The sequence below is a fragment of the Streptomyces sp. DSM 42067 genome (assembly GCF_055792885.1).
Window position 1 is genome coordinate 7,831,708 of sequence record NZ_CM147706.1, and the last position, 23,573, is coordinate 7,855,280.

At 69.2% G+C, this 23,573-nt stretch carries 18 protein-coding genes; 10 read left to right on the forward strand and 8 right to left on the reverse strand.

The features are described 5' to 3' along the window. Positions 1-62 precede the first annotated feature (62 nt). From ACSMXV_RS35090 to ACSMXV_RS35105, 4 genes are all read right to left on the reverse strand, one after another. The gene (locus ACSMXV_RS35090) at positions 63-692 is read right to left on the reverse strand and encodes an MBL fold metallo-hydrolase (protein WP_473175137.1); all 630 of its coding nucleotides are present in this window, start codon (positions 690-692) and stop codon (positions 63-65) included. Beyond that, positions 692-1,792: an S-(hydroxymethyl)mycothiol dehydrogenase gene (locus ACSMXV_RS35095; RefSeq protein ID WP_473175138.1), complete on the reverse strand. Its 1,101-nt coding sequence runs from the start codon at positions 1,790-1,792 to the stop codon at positions 692-694. The genes ACSMXV_RS35090 and ACSMXV_RS35095 overlap by 1 nt, the downstream gene beginning before the upstream one ends. A 116-nt stretch (positions 1,793-1,908) precedes the next feature. Further along, positions 1,909-2,259 (reverse strand): Zn-ribbon domain-containing OB-fold protein, encoded by a 351-nt coding sequence (locus tag ACSMXV_RS35100; protein WP_473179165.1) that lies wholly within the window; start codon positions 2,257-2,259, stop codon positions 1,909-1,911. A 221-nt stretch (positions 2,260-2,480) separates the two neighbouring features. After that, a complete protein-coding gene (locus tag ACSMXV_RS35105; protein ID WP_473175139.1) occupies positions 2,481-3,215 on the reverse strand; it encodes a TetR family transcriptional regulator in 735 nt (244 codons plus the stop codon). Between the two features lie 147 nt (positions 3,216-3,362). Between ACSMXV_RS35105 and ACSMXV_RS35110 the strand changes: the two genes are divergently transcribed. Next, positions 3,363-4,514, forward strand: coding sequence for an acyl-CoA dehydrogenase (locus tag ACSMXV_RS35110; protein WP_473175140.1), 1,152 nt, complete (start codon positions 3,363-3,365; stop codon positions 4,512-4,514). A 59-nt stretch (positions 4,515-4,573) separates the two neighbouring features. On the opposite strand, the gene yicI is transcribed toward ACSMXV_RS35110, so the two are convergent. Then, positions 4,574-6,850, reverse strand: a complete 2,277-nt coding sequence (gene yicI / locus ACSMXV_RS35115; RefSeq protein WP_473175141.1) for an alpha-xylosidase — start codon at positions 6,848-6,850, stop codon at positions 4,574-4,576. Positions 6,851-7,382: 532 nt separating this feature from the next. On the opposite strand from yicI, the gene ACSMXV_RS35120 reads away from it, so the two are divergent. The 4 genes from ACSMXV_RS35120 to ACSMXV_RS35135 are packed head-to-tail and all read left to right on the forward strand — an operon-like array spanning position 7,383 to position 11,906. Continuing rightward, positions 7,383-8,642, forward strand: coding sequence for an ABC transporter substrate-binding protein (locus tag ACSMXV_RS35120; protein ID WP_473175142.1), 1,260 nt, complete (start codon positions 7,383-7,385; stop codon positions 8,640-8,642). A gap of 11 nt (positions 8,643-8,653) precedes the next feature. Next, on the forward strand, positions 8,654-9,607 hold the full coding sequence (locus ACSMXV_RS35125; RefSeq protein WP_473175143.1) for a carbohydrate ABC transporter permease: 954 nt from the start codon (positions 8,654-8,656) through the stop codon (positions 9,605-9,607). 5 nt (positions 9,608-9,612) lie between these two features. After that, complete coding sequence (locus ACSMXV_RS35130; RefSeq protein ID WP_473175144.1) at positions 9,613-10,467, forward strand: carbohydrate ABC transporter permease; 855 nt, start codon at positions 9,613-9,615, stop codon at positions 10,465-10,467. Positions 10,468-10,475: 8 nt separating this feature from the next. Beyond that, a complete protein-coding gene (locus tag ACSMXV_RS35135; protein WP_473175145.1) occupies positions 10,476-11,906 on the forward strand; it encodes a GH1 family beta-glucosidase in 1,431 nt (476 codons plus the stop codon). Positions 11,907-12,073: 167 nt separating this feature from the next. Here ACSMXV_RS35135 and ACSMXV_RS35140 read toward each other — a convergent pair whose 3' ends face one another. Next, positions 12,074-13,348, reverse strand: coding sequence for an ROK family protein (locus ACSMXV_RS35140; RefSeq protein WP_473175146.1), 1,275 nt, complete (start codon positions 13,346-13,348; stop codon positions 12,074-12,076). A gap of 626 nt (positions 13,349-13,974) precedes the next feature. Between ACSMXV_RS35140 and ACSMXV_RS35145 the strand changes: the two genes are divergently transcribed. Continuing rightward, positions 13,975-14,616, forward strand: a complete 642-nt coding sequence (locus ACSMXV_RS35145) for a CBS domain-containing protein (protein ID WP_473175147.1) — start codon at positions 13,975-13,977, stop codon at positions 14,614-14,616. 262 nt (positions 14,617-14,878) lie between these two features. Here ACSMXV_RS35145 and ACSMXV_RS35150 read toward each other — a convergent pair whose 3' ends face one another. Together ACSMXV_RS35150 and ACSMXV_RS35155 are read right to left on the reverse strand one after the other, a co-directional pair. Further along, positions 14,879-16,564, reverse strand: a complete 1,686-nt coding sequence (locus ACSMXV_RS35150) for a BCCT family transporter (protein WP_473175148.1) — start codon at positions 16,562-16,564, stop codon at positions 14,879-14,881. A gap of 387 nt (positions 16,565-16,951) precedes the next feature. Further along, complete coding sequence (locus ACSMXV_RS35155; protein WP_473175149.1) at positions 16,952-19,063, reverse strand: glycoside hydrolase family 36 protein; 2,112 nt, start codon at positions 19,061-19,063, stop codon at positions 16,952-16,954. Positions 19,064-19,175: 112 nt separating this feature from the next. Between ACSMXV_RS35155 and ACSMXV_RS35160 the strand changes: the two genes are divergently transcribed. The 4 genes from ACSMXV_RS35160 (at position 19,176) to ACSMXV_RS35175 (ending at position 23,486) form a co-directional block, all read left to right on the forward strand. Continuing rightward, positions 19,176-20,213 carry a LacI family DNA-binding transcriptional regulator gene (locus ACSMXV_RS35160; protein ID WP_473175150.1) on the forward strand — a complete coding sequence of 346 codons (1,038 nt, stop codon included), beginning with the start codon at positions 19,176-19,178 and terminating at the stop codon, positions 20,211-20,213. Positions 20,214-20,299: 86 nt separating this feature from the next. Next, positions 20,300-21,622, forward strand: coding sequence for an ABC transporter substrate-binding protein (locus ACSMXV_RS35165; protein WP_473175151.1), 1,323 nt, complete (start codon positions 20,300-20,302; stop codon positions 21,620-21,622). 68 nt (positions 21,623-21,690) lie between these two features. After that, positions 21,691-22,626 (forward strand): carbohydrate ABC transporter permease, encoded by a 936-nt coding sequence (locus ACSMXV_RS35170; protein WP_473175152.1) that lies wholly within the window; start codon positions 21,691-21,693, stop codon positions 22,624-22,626. 14 nt (positions 22,627-22,640) lie between these two features. Beyond that, positions 22,641-23,486, forward strand: coding sequence for a carbohydrate ABC transporter permease (locus ACSMXV_RS35175; RefSeq protein ID WP_473179166.1), 846 nt, complete (start codon positions 22,641-22,643; stop codon positions 23,484-23,486). Positions 23,487-23,573 lie beyond the last annotated feature (87 nt).

The window sequence follows — 23,573 nt, forward strand, 5'->3', positions numbered from 1 at the left end:
AGGAAAAGGATGCACCACGGGGTGTCGGCCCGATGTTCGGGCCGGCACCCCGTGACGGGAACTCAGTGCCCCCGGGCGATCCACTCCTCCAAGTGCGGCGCCTCGTCCCCGATCGTCGTCGACTCGCCGTGTCCGGTGAGCACGCGCGTGTCGGCGGGCAGGGTCAGCAGCCGGTCCCGGATGGAGTCGATGATGGTGCCGAAATCGCTGAAGGACCGGCCCGTGGCGCCGGGGCCGCCGTGGAAGAGGGTGTCGCCGGTGAACACCGTCTCCAGCTCGGGTGCGTAGAAGCACACCGCGCCGGGGGCGTGGCCCGGTGTGTGCAGGACCTGAAGGTCGGTGCCCGCGACGGTGAACACGTCGCCGTCCTTCAACTCCCGCTCCGGGGAACGGTCCCTGTGGGTCAGCCGCCATACGGGCAGGTCGTCGGCGTGCAGCAGAATCGGTGCGCCGAAGCGGTCGGCCAGCTCCGGGGCGACCCGTACATGGTCGTCGTGCGCGTGCGTCGCGAGGACGGCAAGCAGCCGGCGCTCGCCGATCGCGTCCGCGATCACCGACGCGTCGTGCGGGGCGTCGATCACGACGCACTCACTGTCGTCGCCGACGATCCACACGTTGTTGTCGACGTCGAAGGTCTGGCCGTCCAGGCTGAACGTGCCCGAGGTGACCAGATGATCGATACGCGCCGTCATCACGCACCCGCCTTGTCCAGCACGACCACCGAGCGCAGCACATCGCCGTGGTGCATCTTCGTGAACGCGCTCTCGACCTCGTCCAGGCCGATCGTCTCCGACACGAAGCCGTCGAGGTCGAACCTGCCCTGCCGGTAGAGGTCGATGAGCATCGGGAAGTCGCGGCTCGGCAGACAGTCGCCGTACCAGGACGACTTGAGCGCGCCGCCGCGGCCGAAGATCTCGATCAGCGGCAACGTCACCTTCATGTCCGGTGTCGGCACGCCGACCAGGACCACCGTGCCCGCCAGGTCCCGGGCGTAGAAGGCCTGTTCATACGTCTCGGGACGGCCGACCGCCTCCACCACGACGTCCGCGCCGAAGCCGCCGGTCAGCTCGCGCACCCGCTCCACGACGTCCTCGGTGCGCCCGTTGACCGTGTGTGTGGCGCCGAAGCCGCGTGCCCACTCCAGCTTCCGGTCGTCGACGTCCACGGCGATCACCTTGGACGCCCCGGCCAGCACCGCACCGGCGATGGCGGCGTTGCCGACGCCGCCGCAGCCGATCACCGCCACGGAGTCGCCGCGGGACACCCCGCCGGTGTTGACCGCGGCACCGAAGCCCGCCATCACTCCGCAGCCCAGCAGTCCGGCCGCGGCGGCCGGCGCCTCCGGGTCGACCTTGGTGCACTGCCCGGAGTGGACCAGCGTCTTCTCCGCGAACGCGCCGATGCCCAGGGCCGGGGACAGCTCCGTGCCGTCGGCGAGGGTCATCTTCTGTGCGGCGTTGTGCGTGTTGAAGCAGTACCAGGGCTTGCCCTTGGCGCATGCGCGGCACTGTCCGCACACCGCCCGCCAGTTGAGGATCACGAAGTCGCCCGGCGCCACGTTCGTGACGCCCTCGCCGACCTCGGAAACGATCCCGGCCGCCTCGTGCCCGAGCAGGAACGGGAACTCGTCGTTGATCCCGCCCTCGCGGTAGTGCAGATCGGTGTGGCACACCCCGCACGCCTGTACGTCCACGACGGCCTCGCCGGGGCCCGGGTCGGGCACCACCACATCCGTAAGCTCCACCGGGGCACCCTTGGCCCTGGCGACAACGCCCTTCACCGTGTGCGGCATCTTCCCACCTCCGGATCGTCCTGACCGCCACCCTAACCGTGGAGGTGGATCAACGAGAGGGGCACGGCGACAGGTGGGTCATCCTCGGATGCGAGGCGGGTGCCGTGGGTACGACCTCACGCCCAGGGCCGGTACGGCTCGTCCATGAGCTGGAACAACGGCTCCCTGCGGACCGGGTCCTCGGCCCTGGAGAGCTGCACCCGGTCACCGGGGTGGATCGCGGCGGGCGGGCCGAGCACCCGGCCCCGCACGGTGAACCCCTCGGCCATCTCGATGAGCGACTCGTTGCGGGCCGACGGGGTGCCCCGGTGGAGCACCGTGGTACGGCGCACGACCCCCCTGCCCTCGCTGCGCTCGGTCCGCAGGTCGCTGGAGGCGCAGACCGGGCAGAGCAGGCGGTGGAAGGAGGGGGTGCCGCACCATTCGCAGCGCTGGAAGCACAGGCCGTCGAAGGCCGGGGCGTCGATGGGTGCGGTGGTGCCGTTCTCAGCCGTGGAAGCGTCGAGCACGCTCTCGGCGATCGCTGTCAACCCTGTCCCTGGGTGAAACACGATGTCATCTCCCTGCACTCGTGCCGGAATCTGATGTGCTCGGAGCGCCGTGCACGAAGCCAGAGTATGGCACTCAGTGTCATGAGTAAAGGCACTCCGTACCCTGAATCGGCAAAGAGCCTCCGCGGGGGCGAGCCTCAGTCGTGCCGGAGAGTGGATTCGATCTCCCGGACCACGCGCCACATCGGCGTTCCCCGCTTCGAGATGACGACGACCACGTCCTCCGGTTCCTCCGGCGCGGGAGCGGCGATGCCGGTTCCCTTCGCGCCGAAGGTGTCACGGACATGGCCGAGCGCATGGTCGACCGCGGCGGCCGCGTCGCCCTGTCCGTCCGAACGGAGCCAGGAGCGAAGACCGTTGTTGTGCGCGGCCACCACCGCCGCGGCGATCACGTCCGCGTGCAGGGTGCCGTCACGGCGCCCCACGAAGCGCACACGCAGATACTCGGCGAGGGCGCGCTCGTACCGCCACACCACCGACAGTTCGTACGCGCGCAGCCCGGGGACCTTCCGCGTGAGGCGGTAGCGCTGCACGGAGAACGTCGGGTTCTCGGCGTACATGCGCAGCACGAGCCGGGCGGCGTCGCAGACCCGCTCCACCGGGTCGTCCTCGTCCGTGCCCGAGCTCAGGAACTCCGTCATGTCGGCCAGGCAGCGCTCGTGGTCCGGGAAGACCACGTCCTCCTTGGACGGGAAGTACCGGAAGAACGACCGGCGTCCGACCCCCGCCAGCGTCACGATGTCGTCGACCGTGGTCTGCTCGTACCCGTGCTCGAGGAAGAGCTGGAAGGCCGCCGCGACGAGGGAGTCCCGTATGGGCGGCTTCGGGGGTGTCGCATCGGATGCCGGGCCGCGACGGGGTGCCTCGCTCATGAGGGCGAACCTAGCATCGGGCAGAGGAAATGGCACTCAGTGTGCATACTGGAGGGTACTGAGTGCCATGAGCGCAGTATCCGTTCGGCGTCATCCCGTTCGGCGTTCGGCATCATCCCTGTTCAAGCGGACTGGAGCCCCCGACCGATGAATCAGCATTTCGATCTGTACCGGCCGTCGGAAGAGCACGACATGCTCCGGGAGACGGTGCGTTCGCTCGCCGAGGCGAAGATCGCCCCGTATGCGGCGGCGGTGGACGAGGAGGCGCGGTTCCCGCAGGAGGCGCTGGATGCGCTGGTGGCCTCGGAGCTGGGCGCGGTGCACGTGCCGGAGGAGTACGGGGGTGCGGGTGCGGACGCGCTGGCCACGGTGATCGTGATCGAGGAGGTGGCGCGGGTGTGCGCGTCCTCGTCGCTGATCCCGGCGGTGAACAAGCTGGGCTCGCTGCCGGTGATCCTGTCCGGCTCGGAGGAGCTGAAGAAGAAGTACCTGGGCCCGCTGGCCAAGGGTGACGCGATGTTCTCGTACTGCCTGTCGGAGCCGGACGCGGGTTCGGACGCGGCGGGGATGAAGACCAAGGCGGTCCGGGACGGTGACCACTTCGTGCTGAACGGTGTGAAGCGGTGGATCACCAACGCGGGTGTGTCGGAGTACTACACGGTGATGGCCGTCACGGATCCGGAGAAGCGGTCGAAGGGCATCTCCGCGTTCGTGGTGGAGAAGTCGGACGAGGGTGTGTCGTTCGGTGCGCCGGAGAAGAAGCTGGGCATCAAGGGCTCGCCGACCCGTGAGGTGTACCTGGACAACGTGCGGATCCCGGCCGACCGGATGATCGGTGCGGAGGGTACCGGGTTCGCGACGGCGATGCGGACCCTGGACCACACGCGGATCACGATCGCCGCGCAGGCGCTGGGCATCGCGCAGGGTGCGCTGGACTATGCCAAGGGCTATGTCCAGGAGCGCAAGCAGTTCGGCAAGCCGATCGCGGACTTCCAGGGCATCCAGTTCATGCTGGCGGACATGGCGATGAAGATCGAGGCGGCCCGTCAGCTGACGTATGCGGCGGCGGCGAAGTCGGAGCGGGGCGATGGCGACCTGACCTTCCAGGGCGCGGCCGCGAAGTGCTTCGCCTCGGACGTGGCGATGGAGGTCACCACGGACGCGGTGCAGCTGCTTGGCGGGTACGGCTACACCCGTGACTACCCGGTCGAGCGGATGATGCGCGACGCGAAGATCACCCAGATCTACGAGGGCACCAACCAGGTCCAGCGCATCGTGATGGCCCGCAACCTGCCGTAAACCGACGTCCTGCCTGACTGGGCGACCCGGTCAGGCAGGACAGCGCCGTAGTCCACGCCTCAGCCCAGGCGCAGAACCACCTCGCCCGTACCCTCCACCGAGGCACCACCCGGCACCTCCACACGGAACGCCCTGTCCGTGCCATGCGCGGTGACCCGCAGCACCTCGCCCTCCCGCACGGCGCGGTACGTCGCCGCAGGGGCCCCGGTGTGGTCGGGCACCGTGACCTCGGCCTCGTACGCGGGGGAGCCGGCGGGGTGGACGCGCAGGGTCAGGCCGTCCAGCCAGTCGCCGTCCGGGCGCTGGTCGTCCGCACCGAGCGGAAGTACGGCTCCCTCGCGCACGTACAGCGGCAGGCTGTCGAAGCCGTGCTTCTCGCTGCGCCACACAGGGCCGGTGACGGTCTCGCCGGTCAGCAGATGCGTCCACGTGCCTGCCGGCAGGTAGTACTCGACATCGCCCTCCGCGGTGAAGACCGGCGCCACCAGCAGATCCGGGCCGAGCATGTACTGGCGGTCCAGGGCGCGGCACGTCGGGTCCTGCGGGAACTCCAGCAGCATCGGCCGCATCATGGGGACGCCGGTGCGGTGCGCCTCGCCAGCGGCACCGTACAGATACGGCATCAGCCGGTGCTTCAGCAGCGTGAACTGCCGCGCCACGTCGACCGCTTCGTCACCGAACGCCCACGGCACCCGGTACGACGACGACCCGTGCAGCCGGCTGTGCGAGGACAGCAGACCGAACGCCAGCCAGCGCTTGAAGACCTCCGGATCCGGCGTGCCCTCGAACCCGCCGATGTCGTGGCTCCAGAAACCGAAGCCCGACAGGCCCAGCGACAGGCCGCCGCGCAGCGACTCGGCCATGGCTTCGAAGGAGGCCCAGCAGTCGCCGCCCCAATGGACGGGGAACTGCTGTCCGCCGGCCGTGGCGGAGCGGGCGAAGAGGACGGCCTCGCCCTGGCCGCGCTCCTTCTCCAGGAGTTCGAAGACGGTGCGGTTGTAGAGCTGGGTGTAGTAGTTGTGCATGCGCTCCGGGTCGGAGCCGTCGTGCCACACCACATCGGTGGGGATGCGCTCGCCGAAGTCCGTCTTGAACCCGTCGACGCCCTGGTCGAGAAGCACCTTCAGCTTCGACTGGAACCAGGCGCAGGCCTCCGGGTTGGTGAAGTCCACGAGGCCCATGCCGGCCTGCCACAGGTCCCACTGCCAGATGTCGCCGTCGGCGGTGCGCACCAGATAGCCCTTCTCGGCGGCCTCGTCGAAGAGCGCGGACTTCTGTGCGATGTACGGATTGATCCAGAGGCAGATCCGCAGGCCGCGCTCCTTGAGCCGCGCGAGCATCCCGGCCGGGTCGGGGAAGACCTCCGGGTCCCACTCGAAGTCGGACCACTGGTACTCGCGCATCCAGAAGCAGTCGAAGTGGAACACGGTCAGCGGGATGCCGCGCTCGGCCATGCCGTCCACGAAGGACGTGACCGTCTCCTCGTCGTACGACGTGGTGAACGAGGTCGTCAGCCACAGCCCGAACGACCAGGCCGGCGGCAGCGCGGCGCGGCCGGTGAGCGCCGTGTACCGGCTGAGCACGTCCTTCGGTGACGGCCCGGCGACGACGTAGTACTCGAGCGACTGGTCCTCGACGCTGAACTGCACCTGGCCGACGGACTCGGAGCCGACCTCGAAGGAGACCTTCCCCGGGTGGTTGACGAAGACGCCGTAGCCGCGCGAGGAGAGGTAGAAGGGGATGTTCTTGTACGCCTGCTCGCTGCTGGTGCCGCCGTCGGCCTGCCACATGTCGACGACCTGGCCGTTCTTCACATACGGGGTGAAGCGCTCGCCGAGGCCGTAGACGTTCTCTCCGACACCCAGGGCGAGCTGGGCCAGCATGTGGTGGGAGCCGTCGCCGGTGGTGGCGAAGCCGGTGCCCCGGTGACCGGCGGAGGTCAGTTCGCGGCCGTCCTCGCCGAGGAAGGTGAGGGCCCAGGGTGCCGCCGTGTCCAGCCGCAGGGTGAGAGGGCCGCTGACGAGCTCGGTCACCGATCCGTCGCGCTGCACCCGTCCCGCGGCCCCGTCCGTGTCCGCTCCGGGCAGCTCGAAGTCCGGTCCGCGATGACGCCGTCCGGCGTGGTGCGTGACGCGTACCCCGATCACGCCCTCGGCCGGTGAGAAGCAGTCGACGGTGATCAGGGCCGAGTTGAGGGTGTCGCCCCGGCGCTGCACCCGCTTGACGGAGGCGTACGCCGTGAAACGGTCGGCGGTGGCGCGCACGTCGCGCACCTCGGTGGCGTATGAGGCGCGGACGCCGTCACGCATGAGCCAGAAGCCGTCGGTGAACTTCATGATCGTCCTCGGTTGGGCGTGGCAGGTGCGGCCGAGGAGGGATACGGCGCTCGCTTTTCGGTGGCGTGGTGGCGTACCCGGACTTCCTGCCAACGGGTTTGGTCGTGCTCAGAAAAATCGCAGGGCAATGCAGGGCAATGCTCAGAACAAATCGCAGGGCGATGGACAGTCTTTGGCCCTGGTCGCGGATCACAGGCAGCGTGCCCTGACTGCGGGCGACGCTATCAGCGTCGGAGTCTTCTGTCGAAGCGCTTCGATTCTGTCTCTGCTCCTCTATCACAAGGCAGCGTGTCTGACTGTGACGACGGTATCAGCGTTGGGGTCTGGTGTCGAAGCGCTTCGATGACCTATTAGTAATCGATGTAAACAAACGAAGAACCGGCTGGATCGGTCGCCTGCCCGTTCTTCGCCGCCCCCCATCCGTCGACCCAGCGCCGTGCGGAACTGCCGGAGCCGCACGCGCGCAGACACCCACCCGCCGGGACACGGGCGTCCCCGCAGGCCGGCACTCCTCCCACGCAAGGGCACCACCGTGACAGCACACCCTCAGGCCGCCGCGCGCCCACCGCAGCGGCGTTCCAGGCGGGCTCTGGTCCCGCTCACCGTCGTCTCCGCGCTCGTCGCCACCGCCGCGCTCACCGGCTGCGGACAGCAACGGGACGACAACGTCTACACGCTTCTGAACTCGTCGACCGACGAGTCGTACCACCGCTGGGACGGCGACACGCTCGCCCGCTGCAGCAAACAGCTCGGCGTGACCATCGAGCAGCAGAGCGTCCCGGCCCCTCAGGTCATGACGAAGGCGCTGCGCATGGCGTCCTCGAAGTCGCTGCCGGACATCGTCCAGTTCGACGGCTCCGAAATGCCCACCTTCGCCGAGACCGGCGGGCTGATGGACCTCGAGAAGCTCGGTGTGTCCACCGAGGACATCCCGCAGGGCATCGTCGACTACGGCTCGTACGACGGCACCTACTACGGCGCCGCGCGCACGGTGAACACCCTTGCGCTGTTCTACAACAAGGACATCCTCGACAAGGCCGGCCTCGAGGTGCCCACCACGTGGGACGAGATGCGGGAGACCGCCAAGAAGCTCACTCAGGGCAGCCAGTACGGCATCGCGCTGAGCGCGGGCGGCGCGGAGGACGGCGTCTACCAGTTCACGCCGTTCATGTGGTCCAACGGCGGCGACGAGACCGACCTGGACAGCCCCGAGGTGATCCAGGCGCTGGACTACTGGAAGGCCCTGATCGGGGACGGTTCGCTGTCCAAGTCCACGGTCAACTGGACCCAGGCGGACGTCAACGACCAGTTCATGGCCGGCAACGCCGCCATGATGATCAACGGCCCGTGGCAGGTCGAGACCCTCAACACCAAGAAGGACCTGAACTGGGGCATCGCCCAGATCCCGGTCCCGCAGAAGGGCGACGACTCCGTGGGGCCGCTGGGCGGCGGCATGCTGACCATCCCCAACATCGGTGACACCGAGCGGGAGAAGATGTCCGCCCGGATCATCACCTGCATGACCAGTGAGCAGGAGGAGATCACCTACGCGCTGAACAGCTGGATGATCCCGGCCAACCAGAAGGCCGCCGACACCTGGCGCGAGAAGGTCCCCGAGCTGAGCTCCCTGGCCGACCAGGTGGCCACTGCGCGGTCGCGCACCGCCAAGCTCGGCGCCGGCTGGTCCTCCGTGTCGCTCGCGCTGCAGAGCGCTTTCCAGGGGGCCCTCACCGGCCAGGACAGCGAAGCCGTCCTGAAGAAGGCCCAGCAGCGTGTCGAGAGCGGGAACTGAGGTACGTACAGATGTCGACCACCACTGCTGCTGCCCGACCCGTCGCTTCCGCGCCGGAGACCACCGACCGGAAAATCAGGCCCGCGAGCGTCAAGCGCCGCCGGACGATCGCCCAGTGGGGGTTCGTCGCCCCCGCGGTGATCTTCATGGTGCTGTTCTTCGGGTATCCGCTCGTCCGCAACATCGTGATGAGCTTCCAGGACTACTCCCCGTCCACGTTCTTCACAGGTGAGGCTCCCTTCAACGGGTTCGACAACTGGAAGAACGTCTTCCAGGACGATCTCTTCGGCAAGGCCCTCTGGCAGACCATCGCCTTCACGATCGGCTCGCTGCTCGGCCAGTTCTGCATCGGCCTGGCTCTCGCCGTCTTCTTCAACCGCCACTTCCCGCTCGGTGGCCTGCTGCGCTCGCTGATCCTGTTGCCGTGGCTGGTCCCCATGGTCGTCTCCGGCATCGTCTGGCGGCGCATCCTCGACCAGGACACCGGCGTCCTCAACTCGTTCCTCGGCCTGTTCGGACTGGGGGACACGCCCTGGCTGACCAGCACGAGTGTGGCGCTGGTCGCGGTCGTCCTGGTCAACATCTGGATCGGTATCCCGTTCAACATGGTGATCCTCTACGGCGGCCTCCAGGAGATCCCGAAGGAGCTCTACGAGGCGGCCTCGCTGGACGGGGCTTCCGCCTGGCGGACCTTCCGCTCCATCACCCTGCCGCTGCTGAAGCCCGTCATCACCGTGGTCCTGGTGCTCGGCTTCATGTCGACGGTCAAGATCCTCGACCTGATCCTCGCCCTCACCGACGGCGGCCCCGCCGACTCCACCCAGACCCTGGGCACGCTCACGTACCAGAACTCCTTCGTCCAGCTGGACTTCGGAGCCGGTGCCGTGGTCGGCAACGTCCTGATCCTGATCTCCGCCGTCTTCGCGGTGTTCTACCTGCGGGCCAACCGCAACGAGGGGAAGTGACCGGCATGGCGACCATCACCCGCACCCCCGCCGTCCCGCCCACGGCCGTCAACAAGCCGAAGCGCCGCTGGGGCGCCACCGCGTTCGGCGTCGTCGTGCTGTGCGTGATGCTGTTCCCGCTGTACTGGATGGTCAACACCGCGCTGCAGCCCGAGGCCGGACTGCTCGAAGTGGATCCGTTCCCGGGCGGCCTGGACCTGTCCGGCTTCAGCTCCGCCATCACCGAGCAGGGCACCAACCTGCTGACCTCGCTCGCCGTCGCACTCGGCGCCGTCGCCATCTGCCTGGCGATCTCCGCGCCCGCCGCCTACGGACTCGCCCAGTTCCGGCTGCCCGGCACCAAGGCGATCGTCTTCGGCACGCTCATCACTCAGATGGTGCCGGGCATCGTCATCGCCAACGCGCTCTACAGCGCGTACGTCGACCTCGGCCTTGTCAACTCGTACTTCGGTCTGATGCTGGCGGACGCCTCGCTGGGCATCCCGTTCGCGATCGTGCTGATGCGGTCCTTCATGGTGGCCATCCCCAGGGAGATCATCGAGGCCGCGCAGGTCGACGGTGCCGGCCGGCTCCGCACCTTCGTCCAGGTGGTGCTGCCGATGAGCCGCAACTCCCTGATCACCGCAGGCCTGTTCTCCTTCCTGTACGCGTGGAGCGACTTCATGTTCGCCCTGACGCTGAACACCACGGACGACGTGAAGCCGATCACGCTGGGCATCTACCAGTACATCGGCGCCCACGTCGGCGACTGGGGCTCGGTCATGGCGGCATCCGTGCTGTCGGCCGTCCCGGCCGCGATCCTGCTCGTCCTCGCCCAGAAGTACATCGCAGCCGGCATCACCGGCGGATCCGTCAAGTAAAGGCAGACATGAGCGATTTCCCCGACGCCCCCGGCCTCCCCGCGTTCCCCAGCTTCCCGCCCGGTTTCGTGTTCGGCGCCGCCACCGCCTCGTACCAGATCGAGGGCGCGGCGAACGAGGACGGTCGAGGCGCCTCCATCTGGGACACCTACAGCCACACGCCGGGCCGCACCGACCGTGGTGACACCGGAGACGTGGCCTGCGACCACTACCACCGCTACCCGGAGGACGTGGCGCTGCTGCGCGAGCTCGGCGTGGACTCTTACCGGTTCTCCATCGCCTGGCCGCGCATCCAGCCCGACGGCTCGGGCCCGGCCAACCCCAAGGGCCTGGACTTCTACTCCCGCCTCGTGGACACGCTCCTGGAGGCGGGCATCGAACCGGCCGCCACCCTCTACCACTGGGACCTGCCCCAGGCCCTCGAAACTGCATCTACCAGCGGCTCCGCCGCGGGGGGCGGCTGGCGGGTGCGCGAGACCGCCGAGCGGTTCGCCGAGTACACGGCGATCGTCGCCGAGCACCTCGGCGACCGCGTACCGCGCTGGATCACCCTCAACGAGCCCTGGTGCAGCGCCTTCCTCGGCTACTCGGTCGGGCGGCACGCGCCCGGCGCCCAGGAAGGCACGGGCGCGCTGGCCGCCGCCCACCATCTGCTGGTCGGCCACGGCCTCGCGGTCAAGGCGCTGCGCGCTGCGGGCGTACGCGAGGTGGGGATCACCCTCAACCCCGACTGGAACGTCCCCGCCACCGAGTCGGACGCCGACCTCGCCGCCGTCGTCCGCGCCGACACCCAGCACAACCTGGTGTGGACAGAGCCGCTGTTCGCCGGCCGATACCCGGCCACCGAGGAGGAGACCTGGGGTGAGCTGATCACCGGCCAGGACTTCCGCCGCGAGGGCGACCTTGAGCTGATCGGGCAGCCGCTCGACTTCCTGGGCGTCAACTACTACCGGCCCATCGTGGTCGCGGCGGCCCCGCACCGGGAGGCCGACCCGGCCAGGCGCGTCGCCACCGACAACCGGTACACGGAGGTCGGCTACCCCGGCGTCCGGCACACAGCGATGAACTGGCCGGTCGTGCCCGAGACCTTCACCGACCTGCTGGTCGCGATGAAGCAGCGTTACGGCGACGCCCTGCCGCCCGTCCACATCACCGAGAACGGCTCCGCCGAACACGACACGGTCGACGCGGACGGCGCGGTGCACGACACGGACCGGGTCGAGTACCTCAGCAGTCATCTCACCGCGCTCAAGGCGGCCATGGACGCCGGGGTCGACGTGCGCGGCTACTACGTCTGGTCGCTCCTCGACAACTTCGAGTGGGCCCTGGGCTACGCCAAGCGGTTCGGCATCATCCGGGTCGACTACGACACCCTCGAGCGCACGCCGAAGGACAGCTACCGCTGGTACCAGCAGCTGATCGCGGCCCATCGGGGCTGATCAACCCGTTTCAGTGCGCGGGGCGGGCGTTCCCTTCCGCCCCGCGCAGCCGACTCCGTCACTCGGTCGCTGTCACGCTGTCACGCGGTCGGCGCCGTCACTCGGTCGCTGTCACGCGGTCGGCGCCGTCACGCCGTGGCTGTCACGCTGTGCCGCGGTCGGCGCCGTCACGCCGTCGCCGTCCCGTGCTCCGCGTACGCCGCCGGATCGGCCAGCACCTCGCGTACGACAAGAGCGGCCGCGCCTCGTGCTGCGTCCCCCGACGAGGAAGCGGCGCGCAGCCGTCCTCCCCCAGCTACCGCTGGGCGGTGCCCCCAGCCCTGCTCCCACAGGCCCGACACGACGCGCGCGGTCAGCTCGCGGTCGACGGCAGGCGCCAGCCACGGCATCAGCTCGCGGTAGATGCCGCCGAGCACGACGGCATCCGGATCGAACAGGTTCACCGCGCCGGACAGCACCAGCCCCAGCTTCTGTCCGGCCTGTTCGAGTGCCCTCACGGCCCGCTCTTCGCCGCGCCGAGCCCGGCGCGCCAGCTCGGCCATCCCCGGCCCGCCGGCCACGTCGTCCAGGCCCGCCGCCCTCAGCAGGGCCGCCTGGCCCGCGTACTGCTCCAGGCAGCCGTGCGCACCGCAGCGGCACAGGGGGCCGATCTGGTCCACCGCCACGTGCCCGATCTCACCGGCGAAGCCATGGGCGCCACGCAGCAGTTCACCGCCCAGTACCAGAGCGCCACCGATACCGATCTCGCCGCTCACATAGAGGAAGGTGCGGACGGCCTCAGGCCCGCCGCCGAACCACAGCTCGGCCAACGCCGCCACGTTCGCCTCGTTGTCGGCGGTGACCGGCAGGGCGCGCTCGGTGGGCCGCAGCGTGGACAGCGCCTGGGCGAAAAGTCCCTCGACGGCGACGCGCTTCCAGCCGAGGTTGGGCGCCTGACGGACGGTGCCACCGGAGATCAGCCCGGGCAGGGCCAGCTCAACGCCCACCGGACGCAGGTTCTGTTCGGCAGCCGACTCCAGCGCGCGCGCCGCGATCCGGGCCGCGTGGGCGAGCACTTCGGCGGCCGGTACGCCCCGGTTGTCGAGCCGTTCGACGAGCCGTACCCGGTCGGTACCGGCGAGGTCCACGACGCACACCGCGACATAGTCGACGTTGATCTCGACGCCCAGTCCGGCGGGCCCGGTGTGGGCCACCTTGAGCACGGTTCCGGGCCGCCCTGCCTGACCGCTGAACGTCTTGCCCGACTCCGTGAGGAACCCGCACTCCATCAGCTGTTCCACCAGCGAGGAGACGGCCGCCCTGGTCAGCCCCACATGCGAGGCGACACCGGCCCGGGTCGCCTCGCCCGCGTCGTGGACGGCCCGCAGCACGAGGCTCAGATTGTGCCGCCGCACCGTGGCCTTGTCGGCCTTGGGCTCCAGGGGAGTCAGGTTGTTCTTCATCGTGGAGCCGACCCTATGCGACCGTGTTCGTGGCCGTGGCGGAGCGTACGGCCCGCCCTGGGGACAGGCCGAGCGTCGGCGCGAAGGACATGCCGGAGCGGGCCAGGGACCCGGTCACGTCCTGGGAGGTGTGGCCGAGGTGGGTCTCCTTCTGGCGGCGCCCGCAGCGGCCCGTGCCGGCCGATGTGCTCCACGCGCGGCCAGCCGCGCAGCGGCCCGTGCCGGCCGATGTGCTCCACGCGCGGCCAGCCGCGCAGCGACTCGGCCTTGGGACCGGTGTGGTCGCCTTGAGGTGGCGCGTACTCGCGGCTGACGACCGCAGCTCAATGACGCAGACTGAGCAGTCAAGGGTGTCGACCAGACGTTCCCACCGGCCGGGCGCAGGGGCCAGGCGCCCAGCGTCGACGGCATCTACCGCGCGCTCGTCCGCACTCCTGGCCGTGGGACCGTCGGTGCTCCCCGTCAGGCCGAACGGCACTGGTCGCCGGAGCGGGGCGGTGCTGTCATGGGGAGAGGAGACGGCGTGGACGAGCCGGTCAGGGCCGCGGAGGCCGGCGCGCGGCGCGTCGTCCGCCCGGGCGGTCCGACCGCGGCCGCCCTGTCGCACAGCGGAGGAGGCCGATGCCATGCTGCACCGCCGCACGGTCGGTGACGTGATGACCGAGGAGGTCGTCACCCTCCGCCCCAGCACACCGTTCCAGGAGGTCGCCGCCCTGCTGGACGCGCACGACATCGCCGCGGCCCCGGTCGTCGACGACGACGGCGCCCCCGTCGGCGTCGTGACCGCGTCCGACGTGCTGCGGCACGAGACAGGCATGCCCGATCCGCAGGGGCGTGACGGGAACGAGGAGCGCGCCTGGGGCAAGGCCCGGGCCCGGACCGCGGGCGCGCTCATGAGCAGCCCCGTCTTCACGGCCCGCGCCGACTGGACCATCCCCCGGGCCGCACGGGAACTCCGCAGGCGGCACGTCAAGCAACTGCCGGTGGTCGGCGACGACGGGCTCCTCACCGGCATCGTCAGCCGCAGCGACCTGCTCGACGCCTTCATCCGCTCCGACGTCGAGATCCGCGGCGAGGTCGAGCAGGACGTTCTGGGGCGCATCCTCGGCCTGGACGAGGGCACCGTCGCGGTCGAGGTCCGGGACGGGGTCGTCACCCTGCGGGGTCACGTCCCGGAACCGAGCCTCGTCCCGGTGGTCGTGGGCCTCTGCCAGGGCATCGACGGTGTCGTCGTTGTGGACGCCCACCTCGCCGCCCGGGCGGGCTAAGCGGCCGCGATGAAGTTCAGGCACGTCCCCACGCCTGCCACTCACCGGCTGTTGACACAAGCCGCTGCCGCGGCGGGCGCGGGAACGCACCCGCACTTCCCCGGACCCGCTTACGCCCCGGGGCCGACTCTGGACCTGCTGAGGACGCCTCTGCTGGCGTCGCGTAGTCCGCCGCGACGTTGAACCTGCTGTCACCGAACGTACGGCCTGCCTGGGAATCACCGGGGAATCAGGCGCTTCGCCTCCGGGCCCTCCGGTGGTCTCACAAGCCAGGGCCGTCGCCGTCGCGGCGGTCGCCCTCTCCCCGCCCACGCCGAGGGTGGCGGGGGTGGCCGTGTTCGGTGATCTCGTCGCCCAGCATCGCCGTCACCGCGTCCCGCAAGCCGTGCAGGGCGTGCCGTGGGGGCCCGGCCCCCGGATCCTCGCGCAGCTCGGAGATCAGCGCCCAGCACAGCATCAGCATCACGAGCACGAACGGCAGCGCCACCAGGATCGTCGCCGTCTGCAGCGAGTCGAGCCCGCCCGCGATCAGCAGCACCGCCGCCACCGCGGCCATCAGCACGCCCCACAGGACGACCAGCCAAGTACGAGGGTGCAGCGCTCCCCGGCTGGTCAGCGAGCCCATCACGATGGACGCGGAGTCGGCGCTCGTCACGAAGTACATCATCACCAGCACGATCGCGACCCACGACGTCAGCGTGGACAGCGGCAGGTTGTCAAGGAGCCCGAACAGCGAGGCCTCCGCGCCTTCCTGAACCGTTTCGGCGAGGTCCGCCTGCCCGGTCGCGTCCATCCGGATCGCGCTGCCGCCCATGACGGAGAACCAGACCATGGTCGCGGCGCTGGGCACCAGCAGCACCCCGACGAGGAACTCGCGGATCGTCCGGCCGCGCGAGATGCGGGCCAGGAAGGTGCCGACGAACGGCGCCCACGACAGCCACCACGCCCAGTAGAAGATCGTCCACCGGCCGGTCCACTCCGGATCCGTGAAGACGCCGGTCCGGGAGGCCATGGGGAGCAACTCGCTGAAGTACCCGCCCACGCTCGCCGGGATGCTGTCCAGCACGTACACGGTCGGGCCGACCACGAACACGAACAGCATCAGCAGCGCTGCCAGCACGATGTTGATGGTGCTCAGCCACTTCACGCCCCGGTGGAGACCGGAGAAGGCCGAGACCACGAAGGCCGCGGACAGCGCCACGATGATGATCAACTCGAGCGTCATGGACTCGCGCACCCCCGCCGTCAGATCGAGGCCCTTGGCGACCTGGAGAGTGCCGAGGCCGAGGCTGGTGGCCGTGCCGAAGACGGTCGCGAAGACCGCCAGCAGATCGACCGCCTTGCCGGGCCAGCCGTTCGCCCGCCGCTCGCCGATCAGGGGCACGAAGGCCGAGCTCAGCCGGTTGCCACGGGACTTGCGGAAACCCGCGTACGCGAGGGCGAGACCGGCCACCCCGTAGATCGCCCACGGGGTGAGCGTCCAGTGGAAGAACGAGTACTCCATGGCCGTCAGGGCCGCGCCCGGGGACTTGGGCTCCGTGCCGGTGCCGGGCGGAGGCGACACATAGTGCTGCAGCGGCTCGCCCACGCCGTAGAACATCAGGCCGATGCCCATTCCGGCGCTGAACATCATCGCGATCCACGAGGTGTTGGTGAATTCCGGTTCCGCGTCGTCCCGTCCCAGACGGATCATCCCGAACCGGCTGAAGGCGAGGATCACGCACAGCACCAGGAAGAAATCGGCGGCCACCACGAAGAGCCAGCCGAAATTGCTCAGGACCCAGTTCAGGGCGGTGTCCGACACATCGGCGAAGTTGTCCTTGCCGATGGCCGCCCACGCCACGACCATCAGCACCGCCACCACGCCGATGGTCACGATCGCCGGGTCTGGAGGCTGGTCCTTCGGCTGCTGGTCGAGGCCGGCCGGGGCCGTGGAGTCCGTGCTCATGGCATCCCACTATGGTGCGATAAGACAGGATTCATGGGCTGGCACGCCGTTCGTCGGCGACTCCGACCAGGGGCAGGGGCCGGCACCTCCTGATAAGGCCACAGGGGTGCGCGACTTCTTGTTCGAAGGCAAGGGGCAGGAAGTGGCTGAAAGCCTGTCCTGGACATCTGGAGACTGAGTCGTGTGAGCCCGGAGCAAGCAGTGCCAGGGCCTTGCCGGCGGACCAGGAGCGCATCGACGGGTATCCGGCCGACCTGCCCGGCGACACGCTCCTCGTCATCATGTGTGGTCATGTGTGGTCATGTGTGAGGCGGAGCGGCGAGGCAGCGGCGGCCGCCGTTCCGGACCGTCGTGAGAGACGCGGCCGGTGAGCCGCAGCCGGTTCTCTCACTCCGCCTGTCCGGGGGCCTTCTCCGTCAACAGGACGAGCAGGCAAGCCGGTTCCCGCGGCAGCTCAACGGCGAGCTCGGACCGGTCGGCATGCCAGGTCGCGGTGGCCAGGGGCGATGACGTGTGCAGGATCTCGGCACGCACCTCACGGCCCGCCAGGTGCGGCACGCGCAGCGTCCGGCCCGCCGCACCACCTCTCCGCCACACCGACACATACGTCGCGTCGTCCCCGCGCAGCCCCAGCGCCACCCACTCGTCGTCCCAGCCCGGCAGCCCGAGCGGCCAGAACGGAACGGCACGCGGCAGGTCGTGACGCAGCGACTTGTACGTATCCAATGCCTCCCGGACCAGGGAGAGTTGAGCTGGCGACATGCGGTTGAGGTAGCCCGACAGATGGATCCGGCCCAGCAGCGCACCGCCGAGCGTGAAGGCGATCTCCTCGTCGGTGAACTCCGGCTGCGGGTACGCCCACACCGCACCCTGCTCCGGCGGCACCGCGGTGGGTGCGGCGGCCGCGATCGGCGGGTAGCGGAGGGGGTCCTGCTGGTCGCTGGTGGACTGCAGCTGGGTGACGGCGAGCGAGGCGCCGTCCATACGCATGCCGCCGGACGCGCAGTTCTCGATCACCAGGCCGGGATGGCGGTCGAGAAGGGACGACAGCCAGTCCAGCCAGGCGCGGGCATGGCCGAGCAGCGGGCCGCCGGGGGACACCGTGATGTTGTAGTCGAGCTTGAGATAACCCACGCCCCACTCCGCCACGATCCGGTCGACCGTCGCGTCGAGATGGGCGCGGGCGGCCGGGTGGCGGAGATCCAGCTGGTGGCGGCCGTGCTCGGTGACACGGATGCCGTCCTGGCAGACGAAGGCATCGTCGGGGAGAGACCGGGCGACCGGGCTGCGTACGCCCACCACCTCGGGCTCCAGCCACAGGCCCGGCACCATGCCACGGCTGCGGATGTGGTCCAGGACGGCCTGGATGCCACCGCCCGGGAAGCGCCGCTCGGAGGGCAGCCACTCGCCGACGCTGTCCCACCAGCCCTGCGCGTCGTCGTACCAGCCCGAGTCGATGCAGAAGTACTCGGCGCCGACCGACGCCGCCGCGTCGATCAGCGGCAGCAGCTTCTCCGTCGTCGGGTCGCCCATCAGCGTGTTCATGTAGTCGTTGAAGACGACGGGCAGGGTGGTGAGGTCGGGGTGCCGTCGGCGCCCGGCACGGCGGTACGCGGTAAGGGCGGCCAGTGCGTCCTCAAAGCCGGAGCCGAGGGCGAGGGCCGCCGCTTCGGTCGTGAACTCGGCCCCCGGGGCGAGGTGTTCCCGCCACTGGTGCTCGGCATCCGTAGGTCCGCCGAGCGCCAGATACGTACCGCCCCCGCACTTGCCCGTGTCCCAGCGCCAGGCCACCGCCGACTCGATCTGCCACAGCCAGGTCCGGCCGTCCGTACGGTCGGAGAGCGCTCCCATCGCCAGATGGCCGTCGGTGGGCCAGCTGCCCCGGCTGCTCACCGCCAGGCAGGCTCGGCTGTCGTGCTCATGAAACTCCCGGCCGATGTCGGCCACATGGGCGCGCAGCGGCTCGGTGAACCAGCGGCACTCGGCCAGCCAGTCGTTGCGCGCGCGGTGCACGTCCAGAACGTCGGGCGAGGGCAACGCGCCGAGCAGAAGGCTGGAGACGGACCGCAGCACGAGCGGCTCGGCTCCCTCGTTGCGCAGCCGGACCTCGGAACGTATGACCGGGATGCCGTCAGGAGAGGAGAACACCACCTCGGCCGCCAACCCGGTCGCTTCGTCGAAGAGTTCGACATACAGCCGGTGCCAGACGCCGTCCCGTTCGGACCGGTGGCCACGGTGCCGCATCCGCCCGCCGAGCGCCGAGTCGATGAACCTCGGCCCCGACCAGCCGTTACCGTGTCCCAGCGCGGTGATCTCCACCAGAGGCAGTGCCGACTCGGGGCCGACGGGCGACAGGGTGGCCGCGTTCGGCCGCGCCAGGCGGGTGATCCTCAGCGCCCCGTTCGAGCCGGTGGCGAACTCGGCCTCAAGTCCCGCGTGACCCCAAGTGAACTTCTCCTGAGGGATGTTGGCTGGGCTGGTGGCTGCCTCACCGGTCAACGCGGACCCTCCTGATTCCCTGTGTCCGTCGCTTCCGACGGTGTGCGTCCGACGTATGAATCCGTCGTTACGGTCTCTTGACGACGTAATTGTGACCGGTCACAATCCCGGCATGAATGTGACCGGTCACACAAGCAGGACGGCGAGCATCAGGGACGTCGCCGCCGCGGCGAACGTCTCGTACCAGACCGTCTCCCGCGTGATCAACGGCCACCCCAGCGTGAAGCAGTCGACCCGAGAGCGCGTACTCGCCGCCATCGACGAGCTGGGGTTCCGGCGCAGCGCCACCGCGCACGCGCTGGCCAGCGGCCGTTCCCGATCGGTCACCGTCCTGACGGCCAACACCACCCACCACGGCTACGCGAGCATCCTGCAGGGCATCGAGGAGGCGGCCCGCTCGGCTTCGTACACCATGGCCATAGGCGTGCTCGAGTCGGCCGACGAGACCGCGGTGCGGGCCGAGGTGCAGCGCGCCGCCGACGCCGGCGGCGGGCTGATCGTCATCGCGTACGATCCGGCCGGCGTACGGGCCCTGGAGGAAGTACCCGCAGGAATCCCCGTCGTGGGCGTCGTCGAGACCCCCGCGCGGACACCCGGCGGCGACCGCCCCTGGGTGTGGACCGACGACCGCGTGGCGGCCTACGAGGCCACCCGCCATCTGCTGTCGCTCGGCCACGAGACCGTGCACTACGTCGCCATCCCCTCGAGCACACGGCGCACCGCGGCGCGTACGGCGGGCTGGCGCGCCGCGCTGCGCGAGGCGGGAGCCCCCGAACCCCGGCCCGTGCAGGGCACTTGGGGCCCGGCAGGTGGTCACGCCGCGGGCCGCAAACTGGCCGCCGACCCGTCCGTCACCTCGATCCTGTGCGGCAACGACGACCTTGCGCTGGGGGTGATGCGGGCGCTGCACGAGGCGGGGCGCTCCATCCCCGGCGAGGTGAGCGTGGCCGGTTTCGACGACGCCCCGCACGCCGCGTATCTCACCCCGTCACTCACCACCGTACGACTGGACTTCACCGGCCTCGGGCGGGCGGCCTTCGGGCTGCTGCACGGCGTCGTCGAACAGTCCGCTCCCGTGGCCCCGCACCCCGTCTCCGTACCGGAACTTGTGGTCAGGGAGAGCTCAGGTCCTCCGCCGGTCATCTCCTGACCCAGAGTCAGACGACATCCTCTCGAGCCCCACTCAAGCCCTTTCGACCCCTTCATGCCCGTCCACGCAGCAAAGGCAGAACCCCGATGAAGCGAGTTCTCCCAGCCCTGGTGCTGATATGTGCCACCGCCCTGACCGCCACCGCCTGCAGCGACCCGACCGCGGGCAACGGCGACGCGGACTCCGCGCCCCAGACGAAGGTCGACCCCACGGCGAAGCTCGACGGCGTGAAGCTGACCATGTGGACCGCGCAGAACACTGTCAACGCCCCCAAACAGGTCATCGACGCCTTCGAGAAGGCCACCGGCGCCGAGGTCGACACCCAGGCGATCCCCGACCTGTACGAGCAGAACGTGCCGACGAAGCTCGCCTCGGGCGACAAGCCGGACCTGATGTTCTGGCAGCCGTCCATCTCGACGCTGCCGTTCATCCAGCCGCAGCAGAACCTGCTCACCCTCGACAACGAGCCCTGGGTGAACAAGCTCGGTGACACCGAGAAGTCCCTCGGCGTCATCGACGGCAAGCGCTATGCCGCGATCGTCACCACCCCCGCCATGCTCGGCGTCTACTACAACAAGGACGTCTTCAAGAAGGCGGGCATCACCGAGGACCAGTTCCCCAAGAGCTACGACGAGTTGCTCGCCCTCGGCCACAAGATCAAGGACAAGACGGACGCGGCCGCCTTCTACGAGTCCGGCGGCGACAAGTGGCCCCTGCAGTGGCAGATGCAGGTGCAGCTCACCGACCTCGACAAGCAGTGGTGGGCGGACCTCAACAAGAACAAGGAGAAGTGGACCGACCCGGTCGTCGTCAAGGCCATCACCACGTACAAGGAGAAGCTGCTCGACGCCGGGCTCGCGCAGAAGAACTACAAGACCGGCACCTTCACCGGCTCCGCGGACGCGCTGTGGAACGGCGACGCCGGCATGGTCCTCAACGTCACCTCCTTCCAGTCACAGATCCAGGCCAAGCACAGCACCGAGGAGATCGACAAGAAGCTGGGCTGGTTCCCGATCTCCAACTCCGACGCCACCGGCATGTACTCGCCGGACCAGACGAACGGCGTCGTCGCCTTCAAGACCGGTGACGAGAAGCGGCAGAACGCCGCCCGCCAGTTCCTGGCCTTCTGGCTCGACACGGACTATGCCGCGTACATCAAGGCGATGAAGATCCCCTCGGTGCAGCCCGGAGTGCCCAGTCCCGACGGGCTCCCGGACACCTCGAAGGCGCAGATGGAGGCGCTGCCGACGGCGAACGGCGTCTTCCAGGCCAAGGCCATCGTCGCCCCGGACACACACCTCTATCTCGCCGACATGCTCTACGGCAAGAAGACCCCGGAGCAGGTGGCCCAGGCGATCCAGGACCAGTTCGCACAGGTGGCCAAGGCCCAGGGCGCGCCAGGCTTCTGACCGCCCGGCTTCTGACCGCCCGGTTGCTGATCTGAGCCGTTCAGCGCCCAGAGCGAGGGATTCCCGTCGTGGCCGACACAGCCATACGTATGGACAAGGCGGCACCGTCCGTCCGCAGGAGCAGGAAGCAGCAGAAGAACGTGGGACGGCTGCCGCGCGCGGCCGTCCACCACCCCTGGTGGTTCGCGCTGCCGGCGGTCGTGGTCTTCGTGGCCTTCTTCCTGGTGCCCAACCTGCTCAACTTCTACTATCCGTTCACCAACTGGTCCTCGTACCACGCTGACGTGGCCTTCACCGGCCTCGACAACTTCAAGACGGTCGTGGACGACGGCTCGCTGCTGAGGGCCATCAGGACGACGCTCGTGTACGCGGCCCTGGCCGCCCTCTTCCAGAACGGCTTCGGGCTCGGCCTTGCGCTGCTCCTGGAGGAGGACACGGGCTTCAACCGCTTCTTCCGCGCCGTCTTCTTCCTGCCCGTCCTCATCTCGGCGCTCGCCGTCGGATACGTGTTCCAGGCGCTCCTGGACCAGGACGGCGCGGTCAACTCCGTGTTCGGCGCGAACGTTCCATGGCTCGGCTCGACCACCTGGACGCTCGTCCTGGTCTCCGTCATCCACGGCTGGAAGTGGATGGGCCTGTCGATGCTGATCTATCTCGCCGGGCTCAAGGGCATTCCGGGCGACATGCTCGAGGCCGCGAAGATCGACGGTGCAGGGCCGTGGCGGACCTTCCGGTCCGTGCGCTGGCCGATGCTCGCACCCGCCGTCACCTTCAACGTGACCACGGCACTGATCGGTTCGATGAACACCTTCGACATCGTGCAGGCCACCACGGGCGGCGGCCCGGCAGCGTCCACCGAGGTCTTCAACATCTACATGTTCCGGGTCTTCGGACAGGGCCTGTACGCGCAGGCGTCCACGATGAGCCTCGTCCTCTTCCTGATCGTGGTCGCCATCGCGATCCCCCTGGTCATCGGGTTGCGCCGAAGGGAGCAGATGCTGTGAGCGCGCTCTCAGCGATGTCTGGAACCGGGCTTTCAGGAGCCCGTGTCTGGCGCTTCGGGCGCCCCGCCCTCGTGCTGCTGCTCGCCGGCCTCGCCGTCGGTGTGCCGCTGTGGCTGGTCCTCGTCACCTCGGCCAAGCCCCAGGGCGAGGCGGTCAAACCGAACCTCGACCTGCCGCGGCACTGGCAGCCCGCCGACAACTACGCGGACGCCGTGAGCCAGGGCGAGATGCTGCGCGGCCTGCTCAACTCCCTCGCGGTCGTCGTGCCTTCGGTGGTGCTCGTTCTGATCCTCGGTGCGGGCGCGGCCTGGGTCTTCGCCCGCCGCAAGTCGAGGCTGGTCTCGGCGGCGTACGCCCTCACCATCAGCGGACTGCTGCTGCCGCCCGCGGTGATCACCATCGTCATGGAGCTGCGGCAGTTGGGCCTGGCCGGCACCAGGCCCGGCATGATCGCCGTCTACACCGGGATGTACCTGTCCACGTCGATCTTCTTCATGACGGGCTTCATCCGCTCCATCCCCGCCGAGCTGGAGGAAGCCGCCCGAATGGACGGAGCGAAGCCGCTGCGGATCTTCCTGCGCATCATCCTGCCGCTGCTGCGGCCCGTCATCGCCACCGCGACGATCATGGTGATGCTCTACGCCTGGAGCGACATCTTCTATGCCTTCTTCGTCCTAGGCGGCGGAGACGCGGCGACCCTGCCGATCAACCTCTACCAGGTCGCCAGCGCCCAGCTCTACCTCAACAACTGGCATCTCATCTTCGCGTACGTCGTGGTGATGAGCCTGCCCATGGTCGCCGTGTTCCTGGTGGCCCAGCGAAAGATCGTGTCCGGAATCACCAGTGGAGCCGTCAAGTAACCGGAGGTCTACGTGAGCAGCACGAGCCGCACGCCACGCATGCCCGGCAAGAGAAGAAGACGGACGACAACCGCACTCACCGCAGTG

Bases quoted from the DNA above. Each gene is read 5' to 3' on its own strand.
- ACSMXV_RS35160 (WP_473175150.1), top strand. From the start codon at position 19,176: ATGAATGTGACCGGTCACACAAGCAGGACGGCGAGCATCAGGGACGTC.
- ACSMXV_RS35095 (WP_473175138.1), bottom strand. From the start codon at position 1,792: ATGCCGCACACGGTGAAGGGCGTTGTCGCCAGGGCCAAGGGTGCCCCG.
- ACSMXV_RS35145 (WP_473175147.1), top strand. From the start codon at position 13,975: ATGCTGCACCGCCGCACGGTCGGTGACGTGATGACCGAGGAGGTCGTC.
- ACSMXV_RS35090 (WP_473175137.1), bottom strand. From the start codon at position 692: ATGACGGCGCGTATCGATCATCTGGTCACCTCGGGCACGTTCAGCCTG.
- ACSMXV_RS35130 (WP_473175144.1), top strand. From the start codon at position 9,613: ATGGCGACCATCACCCGCACCCCCGCCGTCCCGCCCACGGCCGTCAAC.
- yicI (WP_473175141.1), bottom strand. From the start codon at position 6,850: ATGAAGTTCACCGACGGCTTCTGGCTCATGCGTGACGGCGTCCGCGCC.
- ACSMXV_RS35135 (WP_473175145.1), top strand. From the start codon at position 10,476: ATGAGCGATTTCCCCGACGCCCCCGGCCTCCCCGCGTTCCCCAGCTTC.
- ACSMXV_RS35150 (WP_473175148.1), bottom strand. From the start codon at position 16,564: ATGAGCACGGACTCCACGGCCCCGGCCGGCCTCGACCAGCAGCCGAAG.
- ACSMXV_RS35140 (WP_473175146.1), bottom strand. From the start codon at position 13,348: ATGAAGAACAACCTGACTCCCCTGGAGCCCAAGGCCGACAAGGCCACG.
- ACSMXV_RS35165 (WP_473175151.1), top strand. From the start codon at position 20,300: ATGAAGCGAGTTCTCCCAGCCCTGGTGCTGATATGTGCCACCGCCCTG.
- ACSMXV_RS35125 (WP_473175143.1), top strand. From the start codon at position 8,654: ATGTCGACCACCACTGCTGCTGCCCGACCCGTCGCTTCCGCGCCGGAG.
- ACSMXV_RS35105 (WP_473175139.1), bottom strand. From the start codon at position 3,215: ATGAGCGAGGCACCCCGTCGCGGCCCGGCATCCGATGCGACACCCCCG.
- ACSMXV_RS35175 (WP_473179166.1), top strand. From the start codon at position 22,641: ATGTCTGGAACCGGGCTTTCAGGAGCCCGTGTCTGGCGCTTCGGGCGC.
- ACSMXV_RS35110 (WP_473175140.1), top strand. From the start codon at position 3,363: ATGAATCAGCATTTCGATCTGTACCGGCCGTCGGAAGAGCACGACATG.